This is a genomic window from Nostoc sp. UHCC 0252 (assembly GCF_034931145.1).
GTDB lineage: Bacteria > Cyanobacteriota > Cyanobacteriia > Cyanobacteriales > Nostocaceae > Nostoc.
The window spans coordinates 4,485-27,158 of the sequence record NZ_JAYGHE010000092.1; the positions used below are offsets into that span (position 1 = coordinate 4,485).

Annotated in this window: 15 protein-coding genes and 1 pseudogene; 10 read left to right on the forward strand and 6 right to left on the reverse strand. The window is 39.7% G+C overall.

What is annotated here, in order from left to right; translation table 11 throughout:
- The first annotated feature begins 397 nt into the window (after positions 1-397).
- A complete protein-coding gene (locus VB732_RS31545) occupies positions 398-1,123 on the forward strand; it encodes a response regulator transcription factor (RefSeq protein WP_323234790.1) in 726 nt (241 codons plus the stop codon).
- Between the two features lie 718 nt (positions 1,124-1,841).
- Here the strand turns inward: VB732_RS31545 and VB732_RS31550 are convergent.
- Positions 1,842-2,033, reverse strand: a pseudogene (locus tag VB732_RS31550) (DUF2811 domain-containing protein); the annotation flags it as partial.
- Between the two features lie 527 nt (positions 2,034-2,560).
- Here VB732_RS31550 and VB732_RS31555 point away from each other — a divergent pair.
- Entirely contained in the window at positions 2,561-3,832 is a 1,272-nt protein-coding gene (locus tag VB732_RS31555) for an MFS transporter (RefSeq protein ID WP_323234791.1), read from the forward strand.
- Between the two features lie 161 nt (positions 3,833-3,993).
- On the forward strand, positions 3,994-4,887 hold the full coding sequence (locus VB732_RS31560; protein ID WP_323234792.1) for a phosphotransferase: 894 nt from the start codon (positions 3,994-3,996) through the stop codon (positions 4,885-4,887).
- A 114-nt stretch (positions 4,888-5,001) separates the two neighbouring features.
- Here VB732_RS31560 and hisIE read toward each other — a convergent pair whose 3' ends face one another.
- Positions 5,002-5,652, reverse strand: a complete 651-nt coding sequence (gene hisIE, locus VB732_RS31565) for a bifunctional phosphoribosyl-AMP cyclohydrolase/phosphoribosyl-ATP diphosphatase HisIE (RefSeq protein ID WP_323234793.1) — start codon at positions 5,650-5,652, stop codon at positions 5,002-5,004.
- A gap of 101 nt (positions 5,653-5,753) precedes the next feature.
- Positions 5,754-5,942 (reverse strand): ChaB family protein, encoded by a 189-nt coding sequence (locus tag VB732_RS31570; protein ID WP_100899632.1) that lies wholly within the window; start codon positions 5,940-5,942, stop codon positions 5,754-5,756.
- A gap of 105 nt (positions 5,943-6,047) precedes the next feature.
- On the opposite strand from VB732_RS31570, the gene hemL reads away from it, so the two are divergent.
- Positions 6,048-7,346, forward strand: a complete 1,299-nt coding sequence (gene hemL, locus VB732_RS31575) for a glutamate-1-semialdehyde 2,1-aminomutase (protein WP_323234794.1) — start codon at positions 6,048-6,050, stop codon at positions 7,344-7,346.
- A 369-nt stretch (positions 7,347-7,715) separates the two neighbouring features.
- Here the strand turns inward: hemL and VB732_RS31580 are convergent, their stop codons facing one another.
- Positions 7,716-8,534 (reverse strand): fasciclin domain-containing protein, encoded by an 819-nt coding sequence (locus VB732_RS31580; protein WP_323234795.1) that lies wholly within the window; start codon positions 8,532-8,534, stop codon positions 7,716-7,718.
- Positions 8,535-9,259: 725 nt separating this feature from the next.
- On the opposite strand from VB732_RS31580, the gene VB732_RS31585 reads away from it, so the two are divergent.
- From VB732_RS31585 to VB732_RS31600, 4 genes are all read left to right on the forward strand, one after another.
- On the forward strand, positions 9,260-10,054 hold the full coding sequence (locus VB732_RS31585) for a glutathione S-transferase family protein (protein WP_323234796.1): 795 nt from the start codon (positions 9,260-9,262) through the stop codon (positions 10,052-10,054).
- A gap of 161 nt (positions 10,055-10,215) precedes the next feature.
- A complete protein-coding gene (locus tag VB732_RS31590) occupies positions 10,216-11,946 on the forward strand; it encodes an ATP-binding protein (RefSeq protein ID WP_323234797.1) in 1,731 nt (576 codons plus the stop codon).
- Positions 11,947-12,569: 623 nt separating this feature from the next.
- The gene (locus VB732_RS31595) at positions 12,570-13,553 is read left to right on the forward strand and encodes an RNA polymerase sigma factor, RpoD/SigA family (RefSeq protein WP_323234798.1); all 984 of its coding nucleotides are present in this window, start codon (positions 12,570-12,572) and stop codon (positions 13,551-13,553) included.
- Positions 13,554-14,063: 510 nt separating this feature from the next.
- Positions 14,064-14,771: a hypothetical protein gene (locus VB732_RS31600; RefSeq protein ID WP_323234799.1), complete on the forward strand. Its 708-nt coding sequence runs from the start codon at positions 14,064-14,066 to the stop codon at positions 14,769-14,771.
- Between the two features lie 8 nt (positions 14,772-14,779).
- On the opposite strand, the gene cobO is transcribed toward VB732_RS31600, so the two are convergent.
- Together cobO and VB732_RS31610 are read right to left on the reverse strand one after the other, a co-directional pair.
- Positions 14,780-15,457: a cob(I)yrinic acid a,c-diamide adenosyltransferase gene (cobO, locus tag VB732_RS31605; protein ID WP_323234800.1), complete on the reverse strand. Its 678-nt coding sequence runs from the start codon at positions 15,455-15,457 to the stop codon at positions 14,780-14,782.
- 329 nt (positions 15,458-15,786) lie between these two features.
- Positions 15,787-15,912: a hypothetical protein gene (locus VB732_RS31610; protein WP_323234801.1), complete on the reverse strand. Its 126-nt coding sequence runs from the start codon at positions 15,910-15,912 to the stop codon at positions 15,787-15,789.
- Positions 15,913-16,430: 518 nt separating this feature from the next.
- Here VB732_RS31610 and VB732_RS31615 point away from each other — a divergent pair.
- Together VB732_RS31615 and VB732_RS31620 are read left to right on the forward strand one after the other, a co-directional pair.
- The gene (locus VB732_RS31615) at positions 16,431-16,967 is read left to right on the forward strand and encodes a nucleotidyltransferase family protein (RefSeq protein WP_323234802.1); all 537 of its coding nucleotides are present in this window, start codon (positions 16,431-16,433) and stop codon (positions 16,965-16,967) included.
- A 168-nt stretch (positions 16,968-17,135) separates the two neighbouring features.
- Positions 17,136-22,553, forward strand: a complete 5,418-nt coding sequence (locus VB732_RS31620; protein ID WP_323234803.1) for an AAA family ATPase — start codon at positions 17,136-17,138, stop codon at positions 22,551-22,553.
- Positions 22,554-22,674 lie beyond the last annotated feature (121 nt).

Below are 22,674 nucleotides of genomic sequence, written 5' to 3' on the forward strand. Positions count from 1 at the left end.
GTACCTAAAATCCTGAGTTTTTATGAAAAAACCAACTTTACTGCTTTCAATTTGGCAAAATTACTGTGTCCTAATAGAGTTTTTTTAATTATACTGAATAATCGCTTGTGGTATATATCCGCAGAACGATTTAAAATTGAAACGTTTTAAGTAGCCACCTAACTAGAATCAAGAAGGTGTTGGTATCAAGAGCTATTACGGCTAAAGTCAGAGCGATTATCTACTGTATTAACAGAAGTTCCGCGTTCTCAATTGCCCACAATCCTGATTACAGTATTTATTTATGAACGATCAGGATTCTCATACCTTAGCCATGTAGATTCTTAGTTAGTACCAAAGTGGCAACTGCGTATTTACGCAACTTTCTTGTTAATCTTACGAATTTTTGTGCAAAGTAATGGTCACGGCTCCTGCTAAGATTCTTGTAGTTGACGACGACCCTGCGGTTCGGAATTTAATCCAACGCTTTTTGATTAAGCAGAACTATCAGGTGGAGGCTGCCGAAGACGGAAAGACAGCCTTAGCTCTATTTGAGCAATTTAACCCTGATTTGGTGATTCTAGATGTGAATCTACCAGATGTTACTGGGTTTAACCTTTGCCAAGAGATGCAAAGTCGTAATGGTGTTTTTGTTTTGATGTTGACTAGTCGTGCTGACGAAGCTGACAAAATTCGCGGTTTTGCCAAAGGTGCTGACGACTATCTCACCAAGCCTTTTGGATTGGGAGAGCTAGAAGTCAGAGTTGGAGCGATTTTGAGACGTCAGCGAGTGATAACGACTGCCGAGCAGAAACGCTTGGTATTTGAAAAACTGATGATTGATCCGGTGCGACGGGAGGTAGCACTTAATAACCAAGCAGTACCCTTAACTGCTCTGGAGTTTGACTTATTGCATTTTTTAGCAAGTCATCCAGGTAGAGTTTGGCGGCGTGCAGAACTCATCCAAGAGGTGTGGGACTATGAATATGTCGGCGACCAACGGGTTGTAGATGTACATATTGGCCAAATTCGCAAGAAGATTGAAATTGACGCTAGTCAGCCAGCATTAATTCAAACTGTACGTGGCGTAGGCTATAAGTTTGAATCTCCTGCTCACCCCCAACATTTGGAAGCTAAATCCTAAGTTTATAGTCTAGAGTTAAAAAACTCTTGACTGTAACTCTTAGGGTAGTTATTAGTAAATTTCTTTGGCTTGAGTAACAGACAAATTTAGACAATCAAACATAGGTAGATATTGCTCAAATCCAAACCAGATAGTGATTTGAGTTATTGGTTTATCGGTTTAAGATAGTGGATCTCATCTGTCCACTAGAAAATATTTCTTTCGATTTGACTGTATTGGCAGATATAACGGTGCTTATAGCAGTTCCCAATCATAATGAGGCATAGAAATTTCTAGGGGCAAATAGCTTGTTAATTTAACCTGAAATTAGCAATTAGAAATATCATCTACTGTATTTGCAAATTTCATAACAAGTAGCTTAAGCCCTTATTTGAACCTTTTTAAGATCAGAATCTACTGATCTTTTTTGTTGTAATATTGCCCCAATACGCTCGATCGCTTCACTATTGAGCTAAATTCCATGATGGGACACAGTTTACCGTGTCCCATACGAGAGCATGATCCCGAATAACGCCCTTCATCATAATTCGTAATTAAATAGGGGTTTATACCCACGTTTCTATAAACGGCTTGTTTTGTGTCGGGCTTTAAATCCCCGTCATCAAACATAACTACGAATTACGAATTACGAATTACGAATTATTTAAATCCGAACCTATGGGGTATCTAATAGATTAGCTGTTGCGGGTGAATCGATGCTGGGCGTTTCTACTGAGGAGTGGTGGAATAAAGTTTCCAGATAGACTCGGGCAGCGCGGCGATCGCTATCTCCATTTTGGAGTAAAAACAATGATAGTGCCGCCGTCAATACCCTATTCTCATCCCAATCAGGATGGGTTTCTAAGTAGTTTTTTAAGGATTCGTGGAGTGTTTCGGGAATTTCTGTAAAGATGCTAACCGTTGATTTCATGAGATTTTCCTCCTATGAGGATAATCAAGAGGGACAAGTTGCTTGCGGTAAAGTAGCCTATGGCTTCCTCACCCTTACGGGTTCGATAGTTTCTCATGGGGGAAACCCCCAAGACCGAACTACCTCACCACTCTTTTGCCATCCCAACAATCTACGCCCACATCTCAGGTAATATATTTTACACATTTGATGCCAACGGTTGAAGGAATTACAAAAGCAAGCCGAATCATTGTGCGCCAAGAGGGGGTGGGTTTGTCAATGCTGCGAAATGTTAAAAACGAATGTATAAAAAATAAATACGAACGAAATAATCAGCATTAGAGGCTATTTTTCGTTACTTTACTTTATAAAAACTCAGTCCTTGAAGTTCTTCGCCACTGTTAATTAACAATCCCCAGTCAGAGGGTAAGAAGCCCATTAGCTCGTAGTCAACCTGTGGAAAACTGCTAAAATCCCTGTGGAAACCCTGTGGAATGAGTGAGAAAAATAGCAGCCAATGATAAGAATTACAAAAATGTCACCAAACTATGACATCTAAACTCGTGAAATTAGCTTCTCAATCTCAGCTATCATCGTGGCTGCCTTCGATACATCCCCAAGTCTGGATTTTCGCAATTGGTAGATTTCTCTCGGAAGTTGGCACCGGCTGTACCCTGTTTTACGCCCCCATTTTTTTTGTCAATGAAGTTGGTTTATCTGCAACCAGTGTTGGGGTAGCCTTGGGTAGCGCCTCGATTTCCGGCATTGTGGGAAGGATTGTAGGTGGTTCTTTGGCTGATTCTGAACACTGGGGTCGCCGCCGCACTTTGTTGCTAGCGACGGCGATTTCAGCAATTGCTTCTTTAGTTTTAGCTGCAACCAATGATTTTACTATTTTGGTAATTGGTAGTTTGATTAGCGGTTTAGGGATAGGTTTCTATTGGCCGGCGGCTGAAGTTGTTGTTGCTGATGCCAGCCAGATTGACAATCGCCGCGAAACTTTTGCGATCGCTCGCCTAGCTGATAATCTGGGGTTAGCGATCGGAATTGCGCTTGCTGGGTTTTTGATCTCGATCATCGGGAGTTATCGATGGCTATTTGTCGTTGATGCCGTCTCTTTTCTGGTGTTTTTTGGGGTTGTCTATGTGGGAATTAGTGAAACTGAACAGCAGCAGATAGGGGAATCTGAAAAGACAGAACTTTTGGCTTCTTGGATGGCAGTATTAAGCGATCGCCGTTTCCTGGTCTACATAGCAGTTAATATATTCTTCACAATCTATATTTCTCAAATCCACAGCACCCTGCCGCTTTTCTTCAAAAACTTTGTTATAAAAAGTACTACCGAAGGATTTGCTCAAACTACGATTAGCGTTCTATTTGCTTGGCATTTGGTGTTCGCCATTATCTGCCAGTTGCCTGTAACTAGCATCTTAAAACGCTGCTCTCACACACTCGCGCTCACTGTTTCCGCTATTCTCTGGGCAATTGGTTTTGGCTTGATTTGGGTAAGCGGCACTGCCCCATCTCATCATCTAGTTTGGGTAATATTGGCATTAGGAGTATTTGCTGTGGCGATTGTCTCCTATACCCCATCTGCTGCTTCTTTAGTGACAGAGTTAGCCCCGGAAAATCAACGCGGCGTTTATTTTTCCATTAACGCTTTGTGCTGGGCTGTTGGCTCTTTTATTGGTCATCCCTTGGGTGGATGGGCATTAGATCAACCACAAATTATTACCAATAGTTACTGGTTATGCTTCATCTTGAGCGTGGCGATCGCTGTGGCAATTTTACAGTATCTCAATCGAATTTTTGCTGAGTAATACCAAAATGGTATTATGTTCATGTTTAGCGATTTTTTAGGGAGTTAAATCATAGTGGTACGTTGATACAACAAGCAGGAAAATCATTTAATCGCTGCGATCGGGCTAAAAGTTCGATAAATTTTGATTTTTTGTTTGTTGTAATTCCGTCATAATCTACCGTGAATATTCCTTCCTCGTATCTCGAAAAAATTCGTGCTGTCTATCCCAATATCTCTGTTGATTATCTTGACTTTAATCAAGATGGCATGGTTAACGATGTAGTAATTATTAATCATGAACTTGTATGTCGCTTTGCCAAAGATGACTGGGGAAAACAGGTACTTACCCATGAAGCTAAAGTGTTGGAAGTGGTTCAAAAATATGTTGAACTGCGAGTTCCGTACTTTGAACACCTGGAAGAAGGCTTTGCTAGCTACAGATTTATTAAAGGTGAACCGCTATCTCGTAACACCTTGTTGAAGCTGAGTGAAGCATCACAAGTGCATATCATCTCTCAACTAGCCAGATTTCATCAACAATTGCACAGCATCCCAAATGAAATTTTAGTTAATGCTGGGGTGTCTTCCTCTGGTGCAGAACGTTCCCGTGAAGATTGGTTGCAGTTGTATGAGCAAGTTCAGGAAACTCTCTTTCCTCACCTGTGGCGGCATCAGCAAGCTTGGATACACGAACTTTTTGCGCCCGTAATTACAGGTAAACTTAATCTCAGCTACACACCAGTATTGATCGACGGCGACAAGCCAGTATATCACATTCTCTTTGACCCGATCTCAGAGAGTATCAGTGGTCTGATTGATTTTGGTACGGCTGGTTTGGGCGATCCAGCTTGTGATATTGCAGTGCAACTCGGTAATTATGGTGAAAGTATTGTGCGGCGTATGGAAAGCGACTATCCGATGTTACCAGATATCATTGACCGGGCGCGTTTCTGGGTGGGGACACTCGAACTTCAGTGGGCTTTAGCTGGAGTAAAGTTTAACAATATCTCATTGTCGTTAGCGCATATTGGTTTAGCCAGAGAGGTTCAACCTGTAGGTACACGATTAAGTTAACCCAGCATAGCCAAGAAAAAACGATACGCTTGTCTAATTCTAAAGACTGGCGAAGTTAGGGAAGAAAGTTTTGTATTTACTTCCCCGACTCGCTCATTTTTTTGCCTACATTTTTTACTGGCGACGTTCTTGCAACTTACGATACACAGATTTCAGATCAACTTTATGGTGAGCTAAGGCAACCAAAGTATGATATAGCAAATCAGCCACTTCACCTGCGATCGCATCTGCTTCATCATCCTTAAAAGCCATTACCACCTCGGCGGTTTCCTCACCAATCTTTTTCAGAATTTTGTTATCGCCACCTGCGAATAGTTTACACGTATAAGAGCTTTCTGTCGGATTATCGCGGCGATCGCATATTATTTGAAACAATTGCGATAATGTATCCCCTGGTGGTGGGACAATATTTCCTTCTATTTGGTGAAAGCAACTGCGTTCTCCAGTATGGCAAGCAACATCTCCTAATTGCTCTACACCTATAAGCAACGCATCACTATCACAGTCATAACGGATACTTTGTACTTTTTGAATGTGTCCAGAAGTCGCCCCCTTGTGCCATAATTCTTGCCGGGAACGGCTCCAAAACCAAGTTTCTTCAGTTTCTAAAGTTTTTTGTAACGACTCCTGATTCATCCACGCCATCATCAGGACAGTACCATCCAAATAATCTTGGACTATTGCAGGCACTAGACCCCGTTCATCGTAGCGAATTTTTTCAACAGGGATAGCGTAATGCAGTGAGTGCGAATCGTTAGAAGACATACTAGCCAGTTTGCTCTAATGAGAATAAATCATGGATTCACGATACCATTCTGAATAGAGCAACTGGCATGTTTTTTTGAATTGAACTATCTTATCTGGCTCTAAACAAGAACATTCCGTTCCATAGCAGATTGCATCTTTACAGCACTCAATGCGACTTTGTGAGCTTTTGATGCCTCACCATACCAATGAATCGCCGAGTTAAAAGCTGCTCGGTAAAGATCCTGGTATGCTTCAGATAATCGGGTTTGAATATCTAGAGGTAAGTCTTTATTCGAGTTGTATAACATATTCTTATTTTTTACTTCAGCTATTTATATAGGATAGAAATTCTAAGTGCTTTTTGACCCTATCCTAAGATATAGCTTTTATTACCCACTATTTAGGAGAGAACCTTGGTAAATACCACAATTAAAACAACAAAATCACAAGAAGTCTTCGCTGCTGCTCAAAACCTCATGCCTGGAGGAGTCAGTTCTCCAGTTCGTGCCTTTAAATCTGTAGGCGGACAACCCATCGTTTTTGACCGTGTTAAAGGCGCATATATTTGGGATGTAGATGGCAACCAATATATAGACTATGTAGGCACTTGGGGCCCAGCTATTTGTGGTCATGCTCATCCAGAAGTTATTGCAGCGTTGCATGAAGCTTTAGAAAAAGGCACCAGTTTCGGCGCTCCCTCAACTCTAGAAAATGTTTTGGCAGAAATGGTCATTGATGCCGTTCCCAGCATCGAAATGGTCAGATTTGTTAACTCTGGAACTGAAGCCTGTATGGGAGTTTTGCGGCTGATGCGGGCTTTCACCAACCGGGAGAAAATCATCAAATTTGAAGGTTGCTACCACGGACACGCCGATGCGTTTCTAGTAAAGGCGGGTTCTGGTGTTGCTACACTTGGTTTGCCAGACTCACCGGGAGTACCTAAATTAGCAACTAGCACCACTTTAACCGCACCTTACAATGACCTCGAATCCGTCAAAGCCTTGTTTGAAGAAAACCGCGACGAGATTGCTGGCGTTATTCTTGAGCCAGTTGTTGGTAATGCTGGATTTATTGCACCCGACGCAGGTTTCTTAGAAGGATTACGGGAACTCACTCACGAGTATGGTGCTTTATTGGTATTTGACGAAGTGATGACAGGTTTCCGCATTGCTTACGGTGGCGCTCAAGAAAAATTTGGCGTTACCCCCGATTTAACGACCTTGGGTAAGGTGATTGGTGGTGGTTTGCCAGTTGGAGCTTATGGCGGTCGCCGAGATATTATGTCAATGGTTGCTCCTGCCGGCCCCGTATATCAAGCTGGGACTCTTTCTGGTAATCCCTTGGCGATGACTGCTGGGATTAAGACTTTAGAATTGCTACAAAAGCCAGGTACTTACGATTATCTTGAGCGGATTACTAAAAAGCTAGCAGATGGTTTGCTGCAAATTGCTAAAGAAACTGGTCATGTAGCTTGCGGCGGTCAAATCAGCGCCATGTTTGGCTTATTCTTTACCTCTGGCCCAGTTAATAACTACGAAGATGCCAAAAAGTCTGATACAGCCAAATTTGGACGCTTCCATCGGGGTATGTTAGAGCGTGGTGTTTACCTAGCACCCTCTCAATTTGAAGCTGGGTTTACGTCTTTTGCTCATACTGAAGAAGACATTGAGCAGACTTTAGCAGTTGCACGGGATGTAATGTCTAGTCTGTAATGCGAATCTAGTCAAAGTAGCTGAGTCCAGCGCTGTAGGCGGGTTTCTCTCTGTAAGCGACTGACTACCTTATCTTCTTTTGTCTACGAAAGGCAGCGCCAACGAGGTGCTTTGCGAACGTAGCGTTGGCGACATAGGAACGTCTGGGCATTGTGTAGCTGAAAGTACGGCACCTTCGATTGTTCATGGTGCCGTAGTCTCTAAATTTCTAAACATAGGTTAAATATTTGTGCCGACTGAACTTAGTTTCCAATATCAAACAATAATTCTTACAAAAAAAACCGTCCAAAATAACATCTGAACGGAATTTTCTCCTATTAATATTTGATGCCAACCTAATCCGTTGGAGGTTGTACTGATAATAAAAAACTACAAGTCAGGAGGTAAAATAACCTGATCAATTGCGTGGATTACACCGTTGCTGCCTGTGATATCTGCTTGTGTCACTTTAGCATCATTAACACTTACACCAGTAGCAGGATCAACCTTAACGTTGATTGCGCCACCTTCAAGGCTTTTAACTTCACCAGATTTCAAATCAGTGGACAATACCTTACCAGGTACTACATGATAAGTTAAAATCTTGAGCAATACTTCTTTGTTGACTGGATTTAACAATTCTTGCAAAGCATCTTGTGGCAACTTAGCAAAAGCTGCATCAGTAGGTGCAAAAATAGTTAAGTTATCTTTGCCTTGTAAAGCTCCAGTCAACCCTGCTGCTTTCAAAGCCCTAGTTAAGGTTTTAAAAGAAGCGTTTGACTCTGCCAACCCTAACAAGGTTTTACCTTGATTGCCCGTTGCTCCTGGTGCTGATGGAGTTGTAGGAAGTGTCTCAGTGGGCTGAGTTCCTGGGGTAGTGGGTGTTGGTTCAGTAGGTGTAACGCTACCACCACGGTTATAGGGCGGCTCGTTGAAAATACTTGGTCTGGGATTTGTTACACCACCTGTCTGCGCGACCTGTTTGCGTTTGGTATTGCCTTTTTCCATTACGGAAGCAGTTTCACCAGGTGTGTATTGAGCGTTTGCTTGAAGACGTTGACCCTTATTATAGGGAGCTTCGTTGAAAATACTGGGGTTAGGATTTAGTGCCTCTTTAGCTTCAGATGGTAAAGTAATAACAAGGCTGAAACTACTAAATCCTGCTATGCCTGCCAACGCGATCAGCAATTTGCTGTAACTTGTCTTCATAAATTTTGTTTGTCTTTTTGTCTACACATTACATAAAGATTTATAACATTTTGCTATGCACAAAATCTAACCTAAGAGGATGGAAAAATTTTCTTATAAGAGTTTGTGCTGGTCAGGTAAAATATCAAACGTCGGTTTATGCTGAGAATTATGAAATATATTTAGCACATATTTTATGTAACGAGTATATTTTTCTTTATATTCAAAAGAGTTAAAAAGCCTAACTCCCTGTAGCGAAAACTCTCATAAAGTGCGAAAAAAATACATCTACAAAGTATTGTTTTCAATAATCTGTGAGAAATATCTTCCTTAGTTAAAAGCCGATTGATATACAAAGCTCTACGTAAATTAATAGGTAATTAAAAAAGACCGAATTCCATAATAAATAAGGGAATATCTCTGAATTAACCGTTGATTATTCAGCAAAAGCACAAAAATTAATTATCTGGATATCTTAATCTAGCCTAGACAGTGACGGAAATTAAAGTAAGTGCTGAAGACTTATAACTAAGCGGTTAAGTTTATTTATGTATGCCAAATTCAATTATTTGATATTTTAATCAGAAAATAATCCTTCTTAATTCGAGGATTTTGCTAAAAATCAGGCATAAGTTCAACCACAATCTCAATTAGATAGACAAAAAGCAATTAATGTAAAGAAAAATTACTTTAACTAAAGATACAATTGTAAAGTTAAGAAGTTGACCAGTTATAAGGTATACAACATGCTGGAATTATACCAATGGGAACTATCTCAATACTCAGAGAAAGTGCGCCTAATTCTAGATTTTAAAGGACTAGATTACCGCAAAATAGAAGTTACGCCTGGGATTGGACAAGTAGAACTGTTCCGGCTGACTGGTCAGAAACAAGTCCCGGTATTAAAGGATCGTAATAGATATATTGCGGATTCTACGGAAATAGCTAAGTATTTAGACTTAGAGTATCCCGATCGCCCAATAATACCCCAAGATCCTAAAAAACGGGGTTTAACTTTATTAATAGAAGAATGGGCTGATGAGTCCATAGGCATCAAAGGTCGCAAAGCACTATTTGCAGCCGTAAGTCAAGATCAAAATTTCCGCAAGTCTTTATTACCCACCTCAACACCAGATATATTTAAAAGTCTGGTTGGAGGAGTACCTACTGACTTACTGACAGTGCTGGGTTTTGGCGTAGGTTACAGCCCAGATATGATAAAGTCAGCGATCGCATCTTTAAAACAAGACTTGGAAGCGTTAACGTTATTATTGGCAGATAGTCCTTATTTAACCGGAGATGAGCCGACTTTAGCTGACTTGGCAGTAGCTGGCTTATCGATATTACTCAAGTTCCCCTCTGGCCCCTATCTGGATTTACCAGCTTCTATTAGAGGTAAAGGATTACCAATCTTTTCCGAGAATATAGATTATGAACCATTCTTTACCTGGCGCGATCGCATTTACGCTCAATTCCGTAAACCATTAATCAGTACTACTCCACCAACAGGGAGTGCGCCAACTTCGATTCAGATTGACTAGGGAATTGGTAATTGGGAATTGGGAATTGTACAGACGCGATTAATCGCGTCTCTCTGTCAATTTTGGATTTTGGATTTAGGATTGAAGGAAAAATCTAAAATCTAAAGTCTAAAATTGGATGACTATTAAGATATCGCATCAACAATCGTGTAATTAACTAGATGAATTCGGGACAGCCATTAGGTTCGGTTATTCAAGGTTCTCTAACTGAAGGTTTAGAAGTACGATTGCATCCTGACATTTCTGTAGAAGATATGCGGGTTGGTAAGTTTCTTGTTGTCCAAGGGATGCGATCGCGCTTTTTTTGTATGCTGACAGATGTAGCATTAGGCGCTGCTAATGCCCGAATTATTGCTAATCCCCCCAATTGGGAAGACACTTTTTTACGAGATGTTTTAGCCGGAAGTGGTACTTATGGTACTATCAACCTCGCACCGATGTTGATGTTCACTCCCGAAACTGAAGAATCTTTCTCCCCAACAAACGGCAAATCGACAAATCCCTTCCTCCCATCGGTGACGGGTTTGGCTTCCTTTGTGCCACAAACCAGCACGACGATGGAATTGTTGCCTGTTAAAACTATTCCTAGCCACTTTAGTCAAGTTTACGAAGCCAGTGTTGACGATTTTCGCCGCGTGTTTGGTTGGGAAGATGACCCGCAAAGGCGAAATTTTTCCATTGGGAAACCTTTGGATATGGATGTGCCCGTTTGTATCGATTTAAACCGCTTTGTAGAACGTAGTAATGGGGTTTTTGGGAAATCTGGTACTGGTAAATCATTTCTAACGCGGTTGCTTTTAGCTGGCGTTATCCGTAAAAGTGCGGCAGTAAATTTGATTTTTGATATGCACTCTGAGTATGGCTGGGAAGCGGTTGCAGAAGGGAAGAACGTCAATACAGTTAAGGGATTGAAGCAACTTTTTCCCAGTAAGGTAGAAGTTTATACCCTCGACCCCGAATCTACAAAACGCCGGGGTGTGCGTGATGCTCAAGAACTTTATTTGAGTTACGAGCAAATTGAAGTTGAAGATATTAAGTTATGTAGCCGAGATTTAGGACTCTCTGACGCAGCCCTAGATAACGCCAATATTCTATATAGTGAGTTCGGCAAGTCTTGGATTGTCCAATTGCTGAATATGACTAACGAAGAAATCGAGATGTTCTGCGACGAGAAACGCGGACACAAAGGCTCGATTATGGCATTGCAGCGCAAACTCTTGCGGATGGACAGCTTGAAGTACATGCGAGCAGTTTGCCCCCAGAATTACATTAGTAAAATTGTGCAATGTCTGGAATCTGGGAAGAATGTTGTGATAGAATTTGGTTCCCAGTCTAATATGCTCTCTTATATGTTGGTGACGAATATGATCACCCGACGTATCCACGAGCATTACGTCAAAAAAGCAGATAAATTCCTTCAAAGCAAAAATCCTAGCGATCGCCCCACGCCATTGATGATTACCATTGAAGAGGCGCACCGTTTCCTTGACCCGGCTATCGTCCAAAGTACTATCTTTGGGACTATTGCCAGGGAACTGCGGAAGTATTTCGTCACACTTTTGGTAGTTGATCAACGCCCATCGGGTATTGATAATGAGGTTATGTCCCAGATTGGGACTCGGATTACCGCTTTGCTTAATGACGAAAAAGACATTGACGCTATTTTTACGGGTGTATCTGGTGGTAGCGGACTGCGATCGGTATTGGCAAAGCTAGACTCTAAGCAGCAAGCCTTAATTTTGGGTCATGCTGTTCCCATGCCAGTAGTAGTACGTACTCGTCCTTACGACGCAACTTTTTACGAAGAAATTGGTGAGCCAGCCTGGGAAGAAAAACCTGACGCAGAAGTATTCGCTGCTGCTGAACTCGCTAAAGCTGACCTGGGATTTTAGGTAGTTATTTCTGATTGCTCATTGGTAATTTGTCCTTTAGATATATTCGCAAATTAAGCTCAAAGCCTTATACATAAGGAGTAAACACTAATTTTCGGATAAGTCCTTTGTTAAATTCCCAATGCTCAATGCCCAATTCGTAACATCCCTCCATCCTCACCGGAAATTAAGTTCGGTTATCCGGCTAGTTCTTGGCAACAGAAGAGAGGTTTTTGGGGTCACTATAGATATAGTCAGTAATTTCAAGGAAGCTTAAAATTTTTTTCCAAACGAGCAATTTTGAATTACAATTGAAAGCTTTGTCTTAAGATACTTTACTATCTGTTTGATTTATCGTACTATAAAACTAAGTGAAACTCATAACGACTTCGGATTTCTTGCTTGCTGTCACTAACTGCCTAAAATAAGAATTCCCAAAAACAACCAGCGTGCTTATAAGAGATTGAAAAATTTAGGAAAGTTAGGGAAACCTATCTTAGGGGCTTAACGTCTTAAAAACGTCTAAATCAATTGATAATTGTTTTTAGTAGCTCCTGATATTTCATGATAGATTTACTAATTTTATCCATCCACTTTAGTAAGAAAACATACATTTTATTTACGGAGTAGAGGACAACGCACCAATGCCTACTGTCAATACCCAAACGGAAAATCTCAACACCAAATTCACGGCTGATATGGTGCGAACCTATTTGCGAGAAATTGGCCGTGTACCACTGCTAACCCGTGAACAAGAGATTGTATATGGGAAGCAGGTTCAACAAATGATGACGCTCATCGATGCCAAAGAGGTTTTGGCGAAGAAACTGCACCGCGAACCAGAAATTTCAGAGTGGGCTGACGTAGTTCACCAATCGGAAACCGAGGTACAACAAACGGTAGCACAAGGTAAGCGAGCAAAGCAAAAAATGATCGAAGCGAACTTGCGCTTGGTCGTCGCTATTGCGAAAAAATACCAAAAGAGAAATATGGAATTTCTGGATTTAATTCAGGAAGGAACACTAGGATTAGAGCGGGGTGTGGAGAAATTTGACCCAATGAGGGGTTATAAGTTCTCAACTTATGCCTACTGGTGGATTCGCCAAGCTATTACCCGCGCGATCGCACAACAAGGACGTACTATCCGGTTGCCGATTCACATTACCGAAAAACTGAACAAAATCAAGAAAGTGCAGCGCGAACTGGCTCAAACCTTGGGGCGATCGCCGACTCCAGCCGAAATTGCCAAAGAACTGGAACTAGAACCTGCTCAGATCCGCGAGTACCTGAACATGGCGCGTCAACCAGTGTCTTTGGACGTTAAAGTTGGCGATAACCAAGATACTGAGTTGCAAGAAATGCTCGAAGATAGCGGCCCATCGCCAGAGTATTACACCAACCAGGAATTCTTGCGCCAAGATTTGAACAACCTGCTAGCAGAATTAACCCCGCAGCAGCGCGAAGTTTTAATCCTACGCTTTGGTTTAGAAGATGGGAATGAAATGTCATTGGCGAAAGTGGGTGAGAGATTAAATCTCAGCCGCGAACGTGTCCGCCAGTTAGAGCATCAGGCTTTGGCTCACATGCGTCGCCGTCGCGCCAATGTCCAAGAATACGTTGCTAGTTAAATATGAAGACGCGATATTTCGCGTCTCTCTATTACCTTGGTAAATTGCCTCCTAAAAGTTTAGGGGGCAATTTTTTTATGCTGATAAGGGGCTAGACAGTACCCGCATTTCTCACAAGCTGCTTTGCGTACAAGTGATGAGTAATAAGTAATAAGTAATAAGTTAAGAATTTTACTCATTACTCCTTACTCACTACTCATTACTCCTCCATTCGAGGCGTGGTGAGAAATCTGGGAGTAGGGTGAGCTATGCATTCCTACTAATTGAGAAGGTTGAATCTGCTATTAACCTCACCCAATGGGATGAATATCTTGGATGAAAAATATATACTTTAACTGGTGGTAATGTAAGATTGTTGAGCTAAATTAAATAAAAACTTTAGTTTTTGACAGTTTTCTTTTTTGGACAATAGTAATATAAGTCGTGAACTAAGTCTTTAACAATTAAGACTTGGTTATAGTTTAAGTAAGTTCTAGAGAACTTAGTTGATTTTTTAACAGGAGAAGTAGGGTGCTTAACAACCTTTATCAGTTCTTATCTCCCCGCCAGTGGGGAATTTCCCTAGCGGGCTTAGGCTTACTTCTCGGTTTGGGCTTTATAGGCAAGCAGACTCAAGTAGTACCAGTTACAGATTCTCCATTATCATCGGCTCAGATTCAAAAAAGCAAAACCTCCGACAACTCCCTTTTGTCGCAGCTAAGAAGAGTTAGAGAACAGAGAAGTCAGCTAAGAGCGGCTGCTGGAGAGAGAGATGTTTTTGTGCATAAGAGCGGAAAAACCCTCCCTACAACCACAGCACTGGTTCCAGATTCTCAGGGAGTTACAAAAAGTGCAGAAGGTTTACCAAAAGTGAATTTTCCTGTGAAAGATGGCGTTTATCTCTATGGTCAATCCCCAAAATCAAACCAGCTTGGTCAAGGTTACATCATATTTCAAAAGCGGCAGGACAAGATAATTGGGGCGCTGTATATGCCCCAATCAGAATTTAATTGTTTTCAGGGTACGCTCAACAAGTCAGGAGAGTTGGCGATGACGGTTAATAGTTCGTCAAATGAAGCCAGTACTCCGCAGTCGAATCAGGTCGCTGCAAACACCACACTACCTAGAGTTAGTGAAGATGATTTCAGCAGTTATCCTTATTCTGTGGCTCTGCAAGACTTCTATCAGTTAAATTCCATCACAGCTAGCGATCGCCGCACGTTGCAAATGTGCAAATAATCTTTAATTTAATACTCAATTCCTGGTTGCGCTTTAACGCCTTGATCGCGGAAAGGGTGCTTAATTAAGGACATTTCGGTTACAAGGTCAGCACGCTCAATTAAACCAGCCGGTGCGCCTCTACCTGTGAGAATAACGTGCTTATTAGCTGGTTTTTGCGCCAAACCCGCCAAAACGTCCTCTAATGGTAAGTAACCCATTTTGAGGGCAATATTAATTTCGTCTAACAACACCAGATGAAAATCTGGGTTGCGAATATATTCTAATGATTTTTCCCAGGCGGCGCTAGCTTTGTCAAGATCGCGATCGCGGTCTTGAGTTTCCCAAGTGAAGCCTTCGCCCATCGCGTGAAATTCTAACTGGTCTTCCCAAGAACTGAAAACCCTTTTTTCCGAAGGTTCCCAACTTCCCTTGATGAATTGAACGATCGCCACTTTATACCCGTGACCTAGCGATCGTAACACCATGCCCAAAGCCGCAGTAGTTTTACCTTTACCGTTACCAGTATTTACAATAATTAATCCTTTTTCTGGTACAGCTTCTGCTATGCGCTTGTCTTGTACTTCTTTGCGTCGCTGCATCTTTTTGCGGTACTGTTCATCAGTCAGAGATGATGACATTACCTCATCAATTAAGCGCCCAATTTCTTGATCTTGATTTAATTCTTGTGGTGTATCGTTTTTCATCAACCTTGTCTAGAAATAACTATTAAAACTTTTGAGATGGAACCGAAATTCTGTTTAGAATTTAATTTTAGCTAAATCACATAATTGAATATGTTCAGTAAGATTTTATATAACAATATTGATTTTGTGCTAGCTCTATTTAACATTACTTACAGACAAATAGGGAAAACTATATGATATACAAACTGAATTTATAATTTGAGTTTAATATTACTATTTTGAAAAATTTAATATGTTCATTCAAGTAATTTATCAATTCTATCCTTTGCTACAGTCATCAGTTAAACTCCCAACTAAAGGTGTTAGCTTAACTATCATATAGTTGTGTATTATGGACGCTGTTGTGTCCATTTTTCCCACAAAGGGCGAACATCCTCTGGTTGTCCATCATAATTGAGCAATTCGTCTGAAATTATCACCCATGATTGGGCACTGCTTGTCCAAACGTTACCCACTGCGCGTAACCCAATACGGTTCAGTTAGTGCCAAAAACCTCGAAATGTGTAGGTTGGGTTGAGGAACGAAACCCAACATTTTCGGGGCTTTGTTGGGTTGCGCTTTGCTTAACCCAAACGTATTGGGGCGTAACCAACTTGTATCATCTAATGTTCCAGCTTTGACGTTAATAGTATTTAGGTTGTAAGCCCGTTCATGGAACAATCACGTTCCGCAGTCGCCACAGAACAGGTTATTTACTTCACGTCCGTTATCACTTTTCCGAGTCCAGGCTTTCAATTTTCCCTATTGTCATTGCGTTCGCGTAGCGTCTCGTAGAGAGGAGGGACGACGAAGCAATTCCACAATCTCTCACTAAGAACCAGTTGATGGGATTGCCACGTTCCACTTCGTTACGCTCGCAATGACAGGCAAAAAAGTGGGATGCTCCTCATAAGAAGTTTATCAAGACCGTAAGCTTAATGGGATGTGAATCATAATATTCTCACCTTCTAGTTGACAATCCCAGGAGTTTGATATGAATAGTAACACTCGTCTCCAGATGATTTTAGCTGATACACCTATTGATACCGTATTACCTGCGATCGCTCAACTAAATCTACCTAACTGGTGGTTAGCCGGTGGTGCAGTCCGAAACACTGTTTGGTCTTCGATTTTCGGCAATGACTGTAAGTTAGTTATTAAAGATTTTGATATCGCATTCTTTGATATAGAGGGAAATCGTTCTCAGGAACTAGCAGCAAAGACGACTCTCACAGAAAAATTTCCTCATGACGAGTTTGATGTCAAAAATCAAGCCAGTTTTGCTCGTTGGCGGCTTGGTAGCAGACCCTACATTAGCACAGAAGATGCGATCGCAGAGTGGCTACACACCGCTACTGCTGTCGGAGTTCGGTTAGATGCACAAGGTCAATGGCAATTTTTTACTCCATACGGATTGGATGACTTGTTTAATGGCATTATTCGGCCTACGCCAGCACATACTCATAACGTAGATGCCCATAATAAAGCATCTGGCTTTTTACAAAAGTGTTCTTCTCTGACGTTAGCGTAAGGGATGCAGTCGATTTTCATTTAAATGAGGTACACAGTAGTGTTGCACAGCTAGCTGTACAACACTACAGAACCACAATGTTAATAATTTTCTACTACTGGGAATAATTAAATTAGAACCCCTTTCAAGACAGGATGGGGAAAAATACTACTTTATAAACAAAAATCAATGCCAAATCGTACTGAATACCAAATCAATTCGACTCTTCACGAAGGAATCCAAACAATTATTTATCAAACACAAATACCAAAGACGCAACAGCGAGTTATTCTCAAGTTGCTTAAAAATGAATATCCTACTCTCGAAGCCTTTACTCGTCTGAAAAATGAATATCAAATTCAGCAAAGTTTAGACCATCCCAATATAGTTAAAGCTATTAGTCTGGAAACCTTTAATAACCGTGTTGGACTATTGTTAGAAGATTTCGGTGGTAAATCTTTAGCCGAAATCCCCCAAACAGAAAATTTTGATTTAATTAATAACTTAGATATTGCTATTCAACTGACTCAAGCTTTAGATTATTTACATAAACAGCAAATTATTCATAAAGATATTAAACCTAGTAACATCATCATTAATTCTGAGACAGGTATTGTTAAACTCACTGACTTCGGTATAGCCTCCCGTCTGAATAAGGAAAATCCCCAATTTAATAATCCTAACTGCGTTGAAGGCACACTTGCCTATATGTCTCCTGAACAAACGGGGAGAATGAATCGTATTCTTGATTATCGCACTGACTTTTATTCTCTCGGTGTGACTTTATATGAAATGCTCACCGAAAAAGCACCATTTTTAAGTCAAGACCCCTTAGAACTAGTTTATAGCCACATTGCTGTTCAACCGATAAATCCACAGTTATTAAATCCCAAAATTCCTAACGCCATCTCAGAAATTGTGCTGAAGCTGATGGCGAAAAATGCGGAAGATAGATATCAAAGTGCTACAGGAATATTAGCTGACTTAGAGTTATGCCTTAAACAGCTAAAAATTAAGGGTACAATTACTGATTTTGTTCCAGGTCGTTTAGATGTCTTAAGCCAGTTATTAATCCCCCAAAAATTATATGGTCGTGAAAACCAAGTTAATGAACTGTTAGCTGCATTTGAACGTGTTACATCTGGAACTAGTGAAATGATGCTAGTTTCTGGTTATTCTGGTATTGGTAAATCAGTTTTAGTCAACGAAGTTAATAAACCTATTACTCAGAGACAAGGGTACTTTATTTCTGGTAAATTTGACCAATTAAAGCGCAATATACCCTATGCTTCTTTAATTCAAGCTTTTGCTTATTTAATGCAATATTTACTCACAGAGAACAATGAAAAAATAGAAATATGGCGCGAAAAAATACTATCATCTTTAGGAACAAATGGAAAAGTTATTACTGATGTCATTCCAGAAGTAGAACTAATCATTGGTACACAGCCAGAAGTTGCCCAAATTGGGGCAACAGAATCACAAAATCGCTTTAATCGGGTTTTTAAAGAATTTATCCAAGTTTTTACCAAAAAAGAACACCCTTTAGTCATATTTTTAGATGACTTGCAATGGGCAGATTCAGCTACGCTAAATTTAATCAAACTACTCATAACTGACACTGACAGCAAACATTTATTGTTCATTGGTGCATATAGAGATAATGAAGTTAGTGCAGCACATCCTTTAATTCAAAAAATAGAAGAGATTAAAAAAATCGGTACAATTGTTAATAATATTGTATTGCAACCTTTAGATTTAGATAATGTAACTCAGCTAGTTACAGAAGCTTTGCAAACAGATATTAATCATAATGCAGAATCCAGCAACTTTGGTAATAAAATTATCCAACTAGCTGAATTAGTTTCTAACAAAACGGGTGGAAACCCATTTTTCATTACACAACTTATTCAGGCACTTCACCAAGAAAAGCTTTTAACATTTGACTTCGTAAATGCTCAATGGCAGTGGAGTTTGGCAGAGATTCAAGCAATTGGGATTACCGAAAAAAATGTCGTTGAGCTAGTTGCAAGTCGAGTTGAAAAACTGCCACAGTGTACCCAAGATGTTTTAAAATTAGCAGCTTGCGTGGGTGATAGATTTAACTTAGATGTTTTATCAATAGTTAATGAAAAATCAGCTTCATTAACAGCCAATGATTTACACTCGGCTTTACAAGCAGGATTGATTCTACCTTTAAGTGAAGCTTACCGCATTCCTTTAGTTTTTAATCAAGAAGAAGCGGTTAATTTAAACTTTGACACTTCACGAGTTAGTTACAAGTTCTTGCATGACAGAGTACAACAAGCAGTATATTCGTTAATTCCAGAAGAACTCAAGAAATCTATTCACTTAAAAATTGGACAATTGCTTCTACAAAATATCCCAAAGGAGGAGATAGAAGCTAATATTTTTGATATCGTCAATCAGTTGAATGTGGGTATTGTTAATCTAATAGAGCAATCTGAAAAAACTGAATTGGCGCGATTAAATTTAATTGCAGGGCAAAAAGCTAAAGCTTCTACAGCTTATGAAGCTGCTCTTAAGTATTTCACAAATGGGATAGAACTTTTAAGTATAGATGCTTGGCAAACGGAATACACATTAACTATAAGTTTATATGAAGGAGCCGCAGAAGCAGCCTATCTGGGCGGTAATTTTGAACAGATGCAGCAATGGGCTGAGGTGGTGCAACAAGAAGCAAAAATCCTTTTAGATAAAGTGAAAGTCTATGAAGTGCAGATTATCGCTTCTATTATTCAAAGCAAGCAACTGGAAGCCATTCAGATAGCAGTATCAATTCTAAAATTATTAGGAATAAATTTTCCAGATGAACCGACATCAACTGATATTCAGCAGGGAATGGATGAAATTGCTGTTTCTTTGAAAGTGAAAGCAATTGCAGATTTGATTAACTTACCATTAATGTCTGATCCTAACAAGATTGCAGCTATGAGGATATTAATGGGAGTTCTCCCTGCGGCTTTTCAAACTGCTCCTGCAATGATGCCAATTATCGTCTGCAAAATGGTTAATTTGTCTTTAAACTATGGCAATACGGCTGTGTCTGCCTATGGTTATAGTCTTTATGGGCTACTTCTTTGTGGAGTTCAAGGAGAAATTAATTCTGGCTATGAATTTGGTAAATTAGCTTCTAGTTTGGTGTCACAATTTGATTCTCAAGAACTCAAGGCTAAAATTCTGACGGTTGTTAGCGCTCATGTTATGCACTGGAAAGAGCATATTAGGGAGACATTAACATCATCAATGTCTGGATATGCTAGTGGTCTAGAAACCGGAGATTTGGAATATGCTGGCTATTGTGGTTACATTTATCCTTATCATTCATTTTGGTTGGGTAAGGAACTTTGGGTTCTAGAACAAGAACTAACAGCTTATTGTGAATCGCTGAAAAAGATCAATCAGCAAGTAGCTTTAACTTGGAATTTAGTGTATTTACAAACAGTTTTGAATTTGAAAGGAAATTACGAAAATGTGGACTGTTTAATTGGAGAAGCCTACGATGAGCAAAGTATGCTGCCAATTCATCAGCAAGTAAACGATCTTTACACAATTAATCATTTATTTGTCAATAAACTAATGCTCTCTTACATATTCGGGGAGTATTTTAAGGCTGTAGAAAATGCTGCGATCGCAGAAAAATCTTTAGGTGGTGTCACAGGGTTGTTTGTTGTTCCACTGTTCTATTTTTACGATTCTTTAGCTCACTTGGCAATATATCATACTGCTAAAGAGTCAGAGAAGCAAGCTATTTTAGAAAAAGTCCAAGCTAATCAGCAAAAAATGGAACTCTGGGCTACTCATGCTCCCACAAATCACTTACATAGATTTTATCTCGTGGAGGCAGAACGCTATCGGGTTTTGGGCCAAAAGCTGGAAGCAATGGACTACTATGAAAATTCTATTACCAAATCTCGAGAGAATGGTTTTCTCCAAGAAGAAGCTTTAGCTTATGAGTTAGCAGGAAAATTTTATCAATCTTTAGGTAAAGAGTTAATTCATCAAACTTATATAACTAAAGCCTATTATGCCTATATTCGTTGGGGTGCGATCGCTAAAGTTAAATACTTAGAATCAAAGTATACTTTTCTTGTAAAACAAACTACTACTATAGAAACTACTGCTTCCAAAATAGACACAATTCACTTTACCACCACCACAACTACTAATAGCAGTTTAAGTGATTTTTTAGACTTTAATGCATTCATCAAATTTTCGCAAGCGATTACCAACGAAATTGTTTTAGAAAGTTTGTTGAGCAAGCTAATCAAAATTTTACTAGAAAACGCTGCCGCCCAAAAAGCAGTACTACTCCTGCTTAAAGACAATCAACTATATATCGAAGCTTCTGGAAATTCTGCTGACGATGTAGTAACAGTTTTAAGCTCTATTCCTGCCGAAACCTATCAGGATTTACCGCTCTCTGTGATTAATTATGTTTTTCGCACTCAGCAATATATTGTATTGAATGATGCAATAACTACAGAACCGTTTAACCTAGATATTTATATTCAGGAATTTAAAACAAAATCAATCTTTTGTTTGCCCATAATTTACCAATCACAGCTTACAGGCATTATTTATTTAGAAAATAGGTTGTCATCGGGTGCTTTCGTTCCAGAAAGAGTAGAGGTATTAAAAGTCTTGGTTTCTCAAATGGCTATCGCTATCCAAAATGCGCGTTTGTACACAAGAGAACAAGACAAGTCTAGAGAACTAGAACAGTCAATAAAAGATTTGCAAGAGACACAGCTACAACTTATCCAAAGCGAAAAAATGTCTTCGTTGGGAAATTTAGTTGCAGGTATAGCACACGAAATCAACAATCCAGTTGGTTTTATTACAGGTAGTATTGTCCAAGCAAAAGATAGTATTAAAGATTTAATACAATATCTGCAACTATATCGAGAAAAATTCCCGAATCCTGGTAGTGAAATTGAAGAAAAAGCCGAAGAAATAGATATAGATTTCCTGCTAACAGATCTACCTAAAATGATTGATGGTATGACGTTAGGAACACAGCGCATTCGGAATATTAGTACTTCTCTTCGCACTTTTTCACGTGCCGATACTACCTCTAAAGTATTAGCTAATATCCATGAAGGTATTGATAGTACTTTGTTGATTTTACAGCATCGTCTAAAAGCTGATCATAATCGTCCGGCAATTCAAGTCATCAAGGACTATGGGAACATCCCATTAGTGAAATGCTATTTAGGACAATTAAATCAAGTTTTTATGAATATTATTGCAAATGCAATTGATGCCCTAGAGGAAGTAAATATTGGTCGTAGTTTTATGGAAATCCAAGAAAGTTATCCAAATATTATTACTATTTTAACTAAGATAGAGGAAGGCAATAATTTAACAATTAAGATCCAAGATAATGCGAAAGGAATGCCAGAAGAAGTAAAAGCTTGTATTTTTGAAAACCTATTTACTACAAAAGGTGTAGGAAAAGGCACAGGATTAGGGTTATCTATTAGTCGCCAAATTATAATAGAAAATCATGGTGGAAGTTTGATTTGTGAATCGGTCTTAGGACAAGGAACACAATTTATAATTTCTATTCCGATTTTGGGATAATAATCTCTCCTTTTAAAGTCACATTAGAAAAGATATAGCAAAAGATACCCGAATCCTTTATTGATCCGGGTATTTTGTTTATCACGGATAATTCATTACGTTTTATTTTAAAATGTTGCTA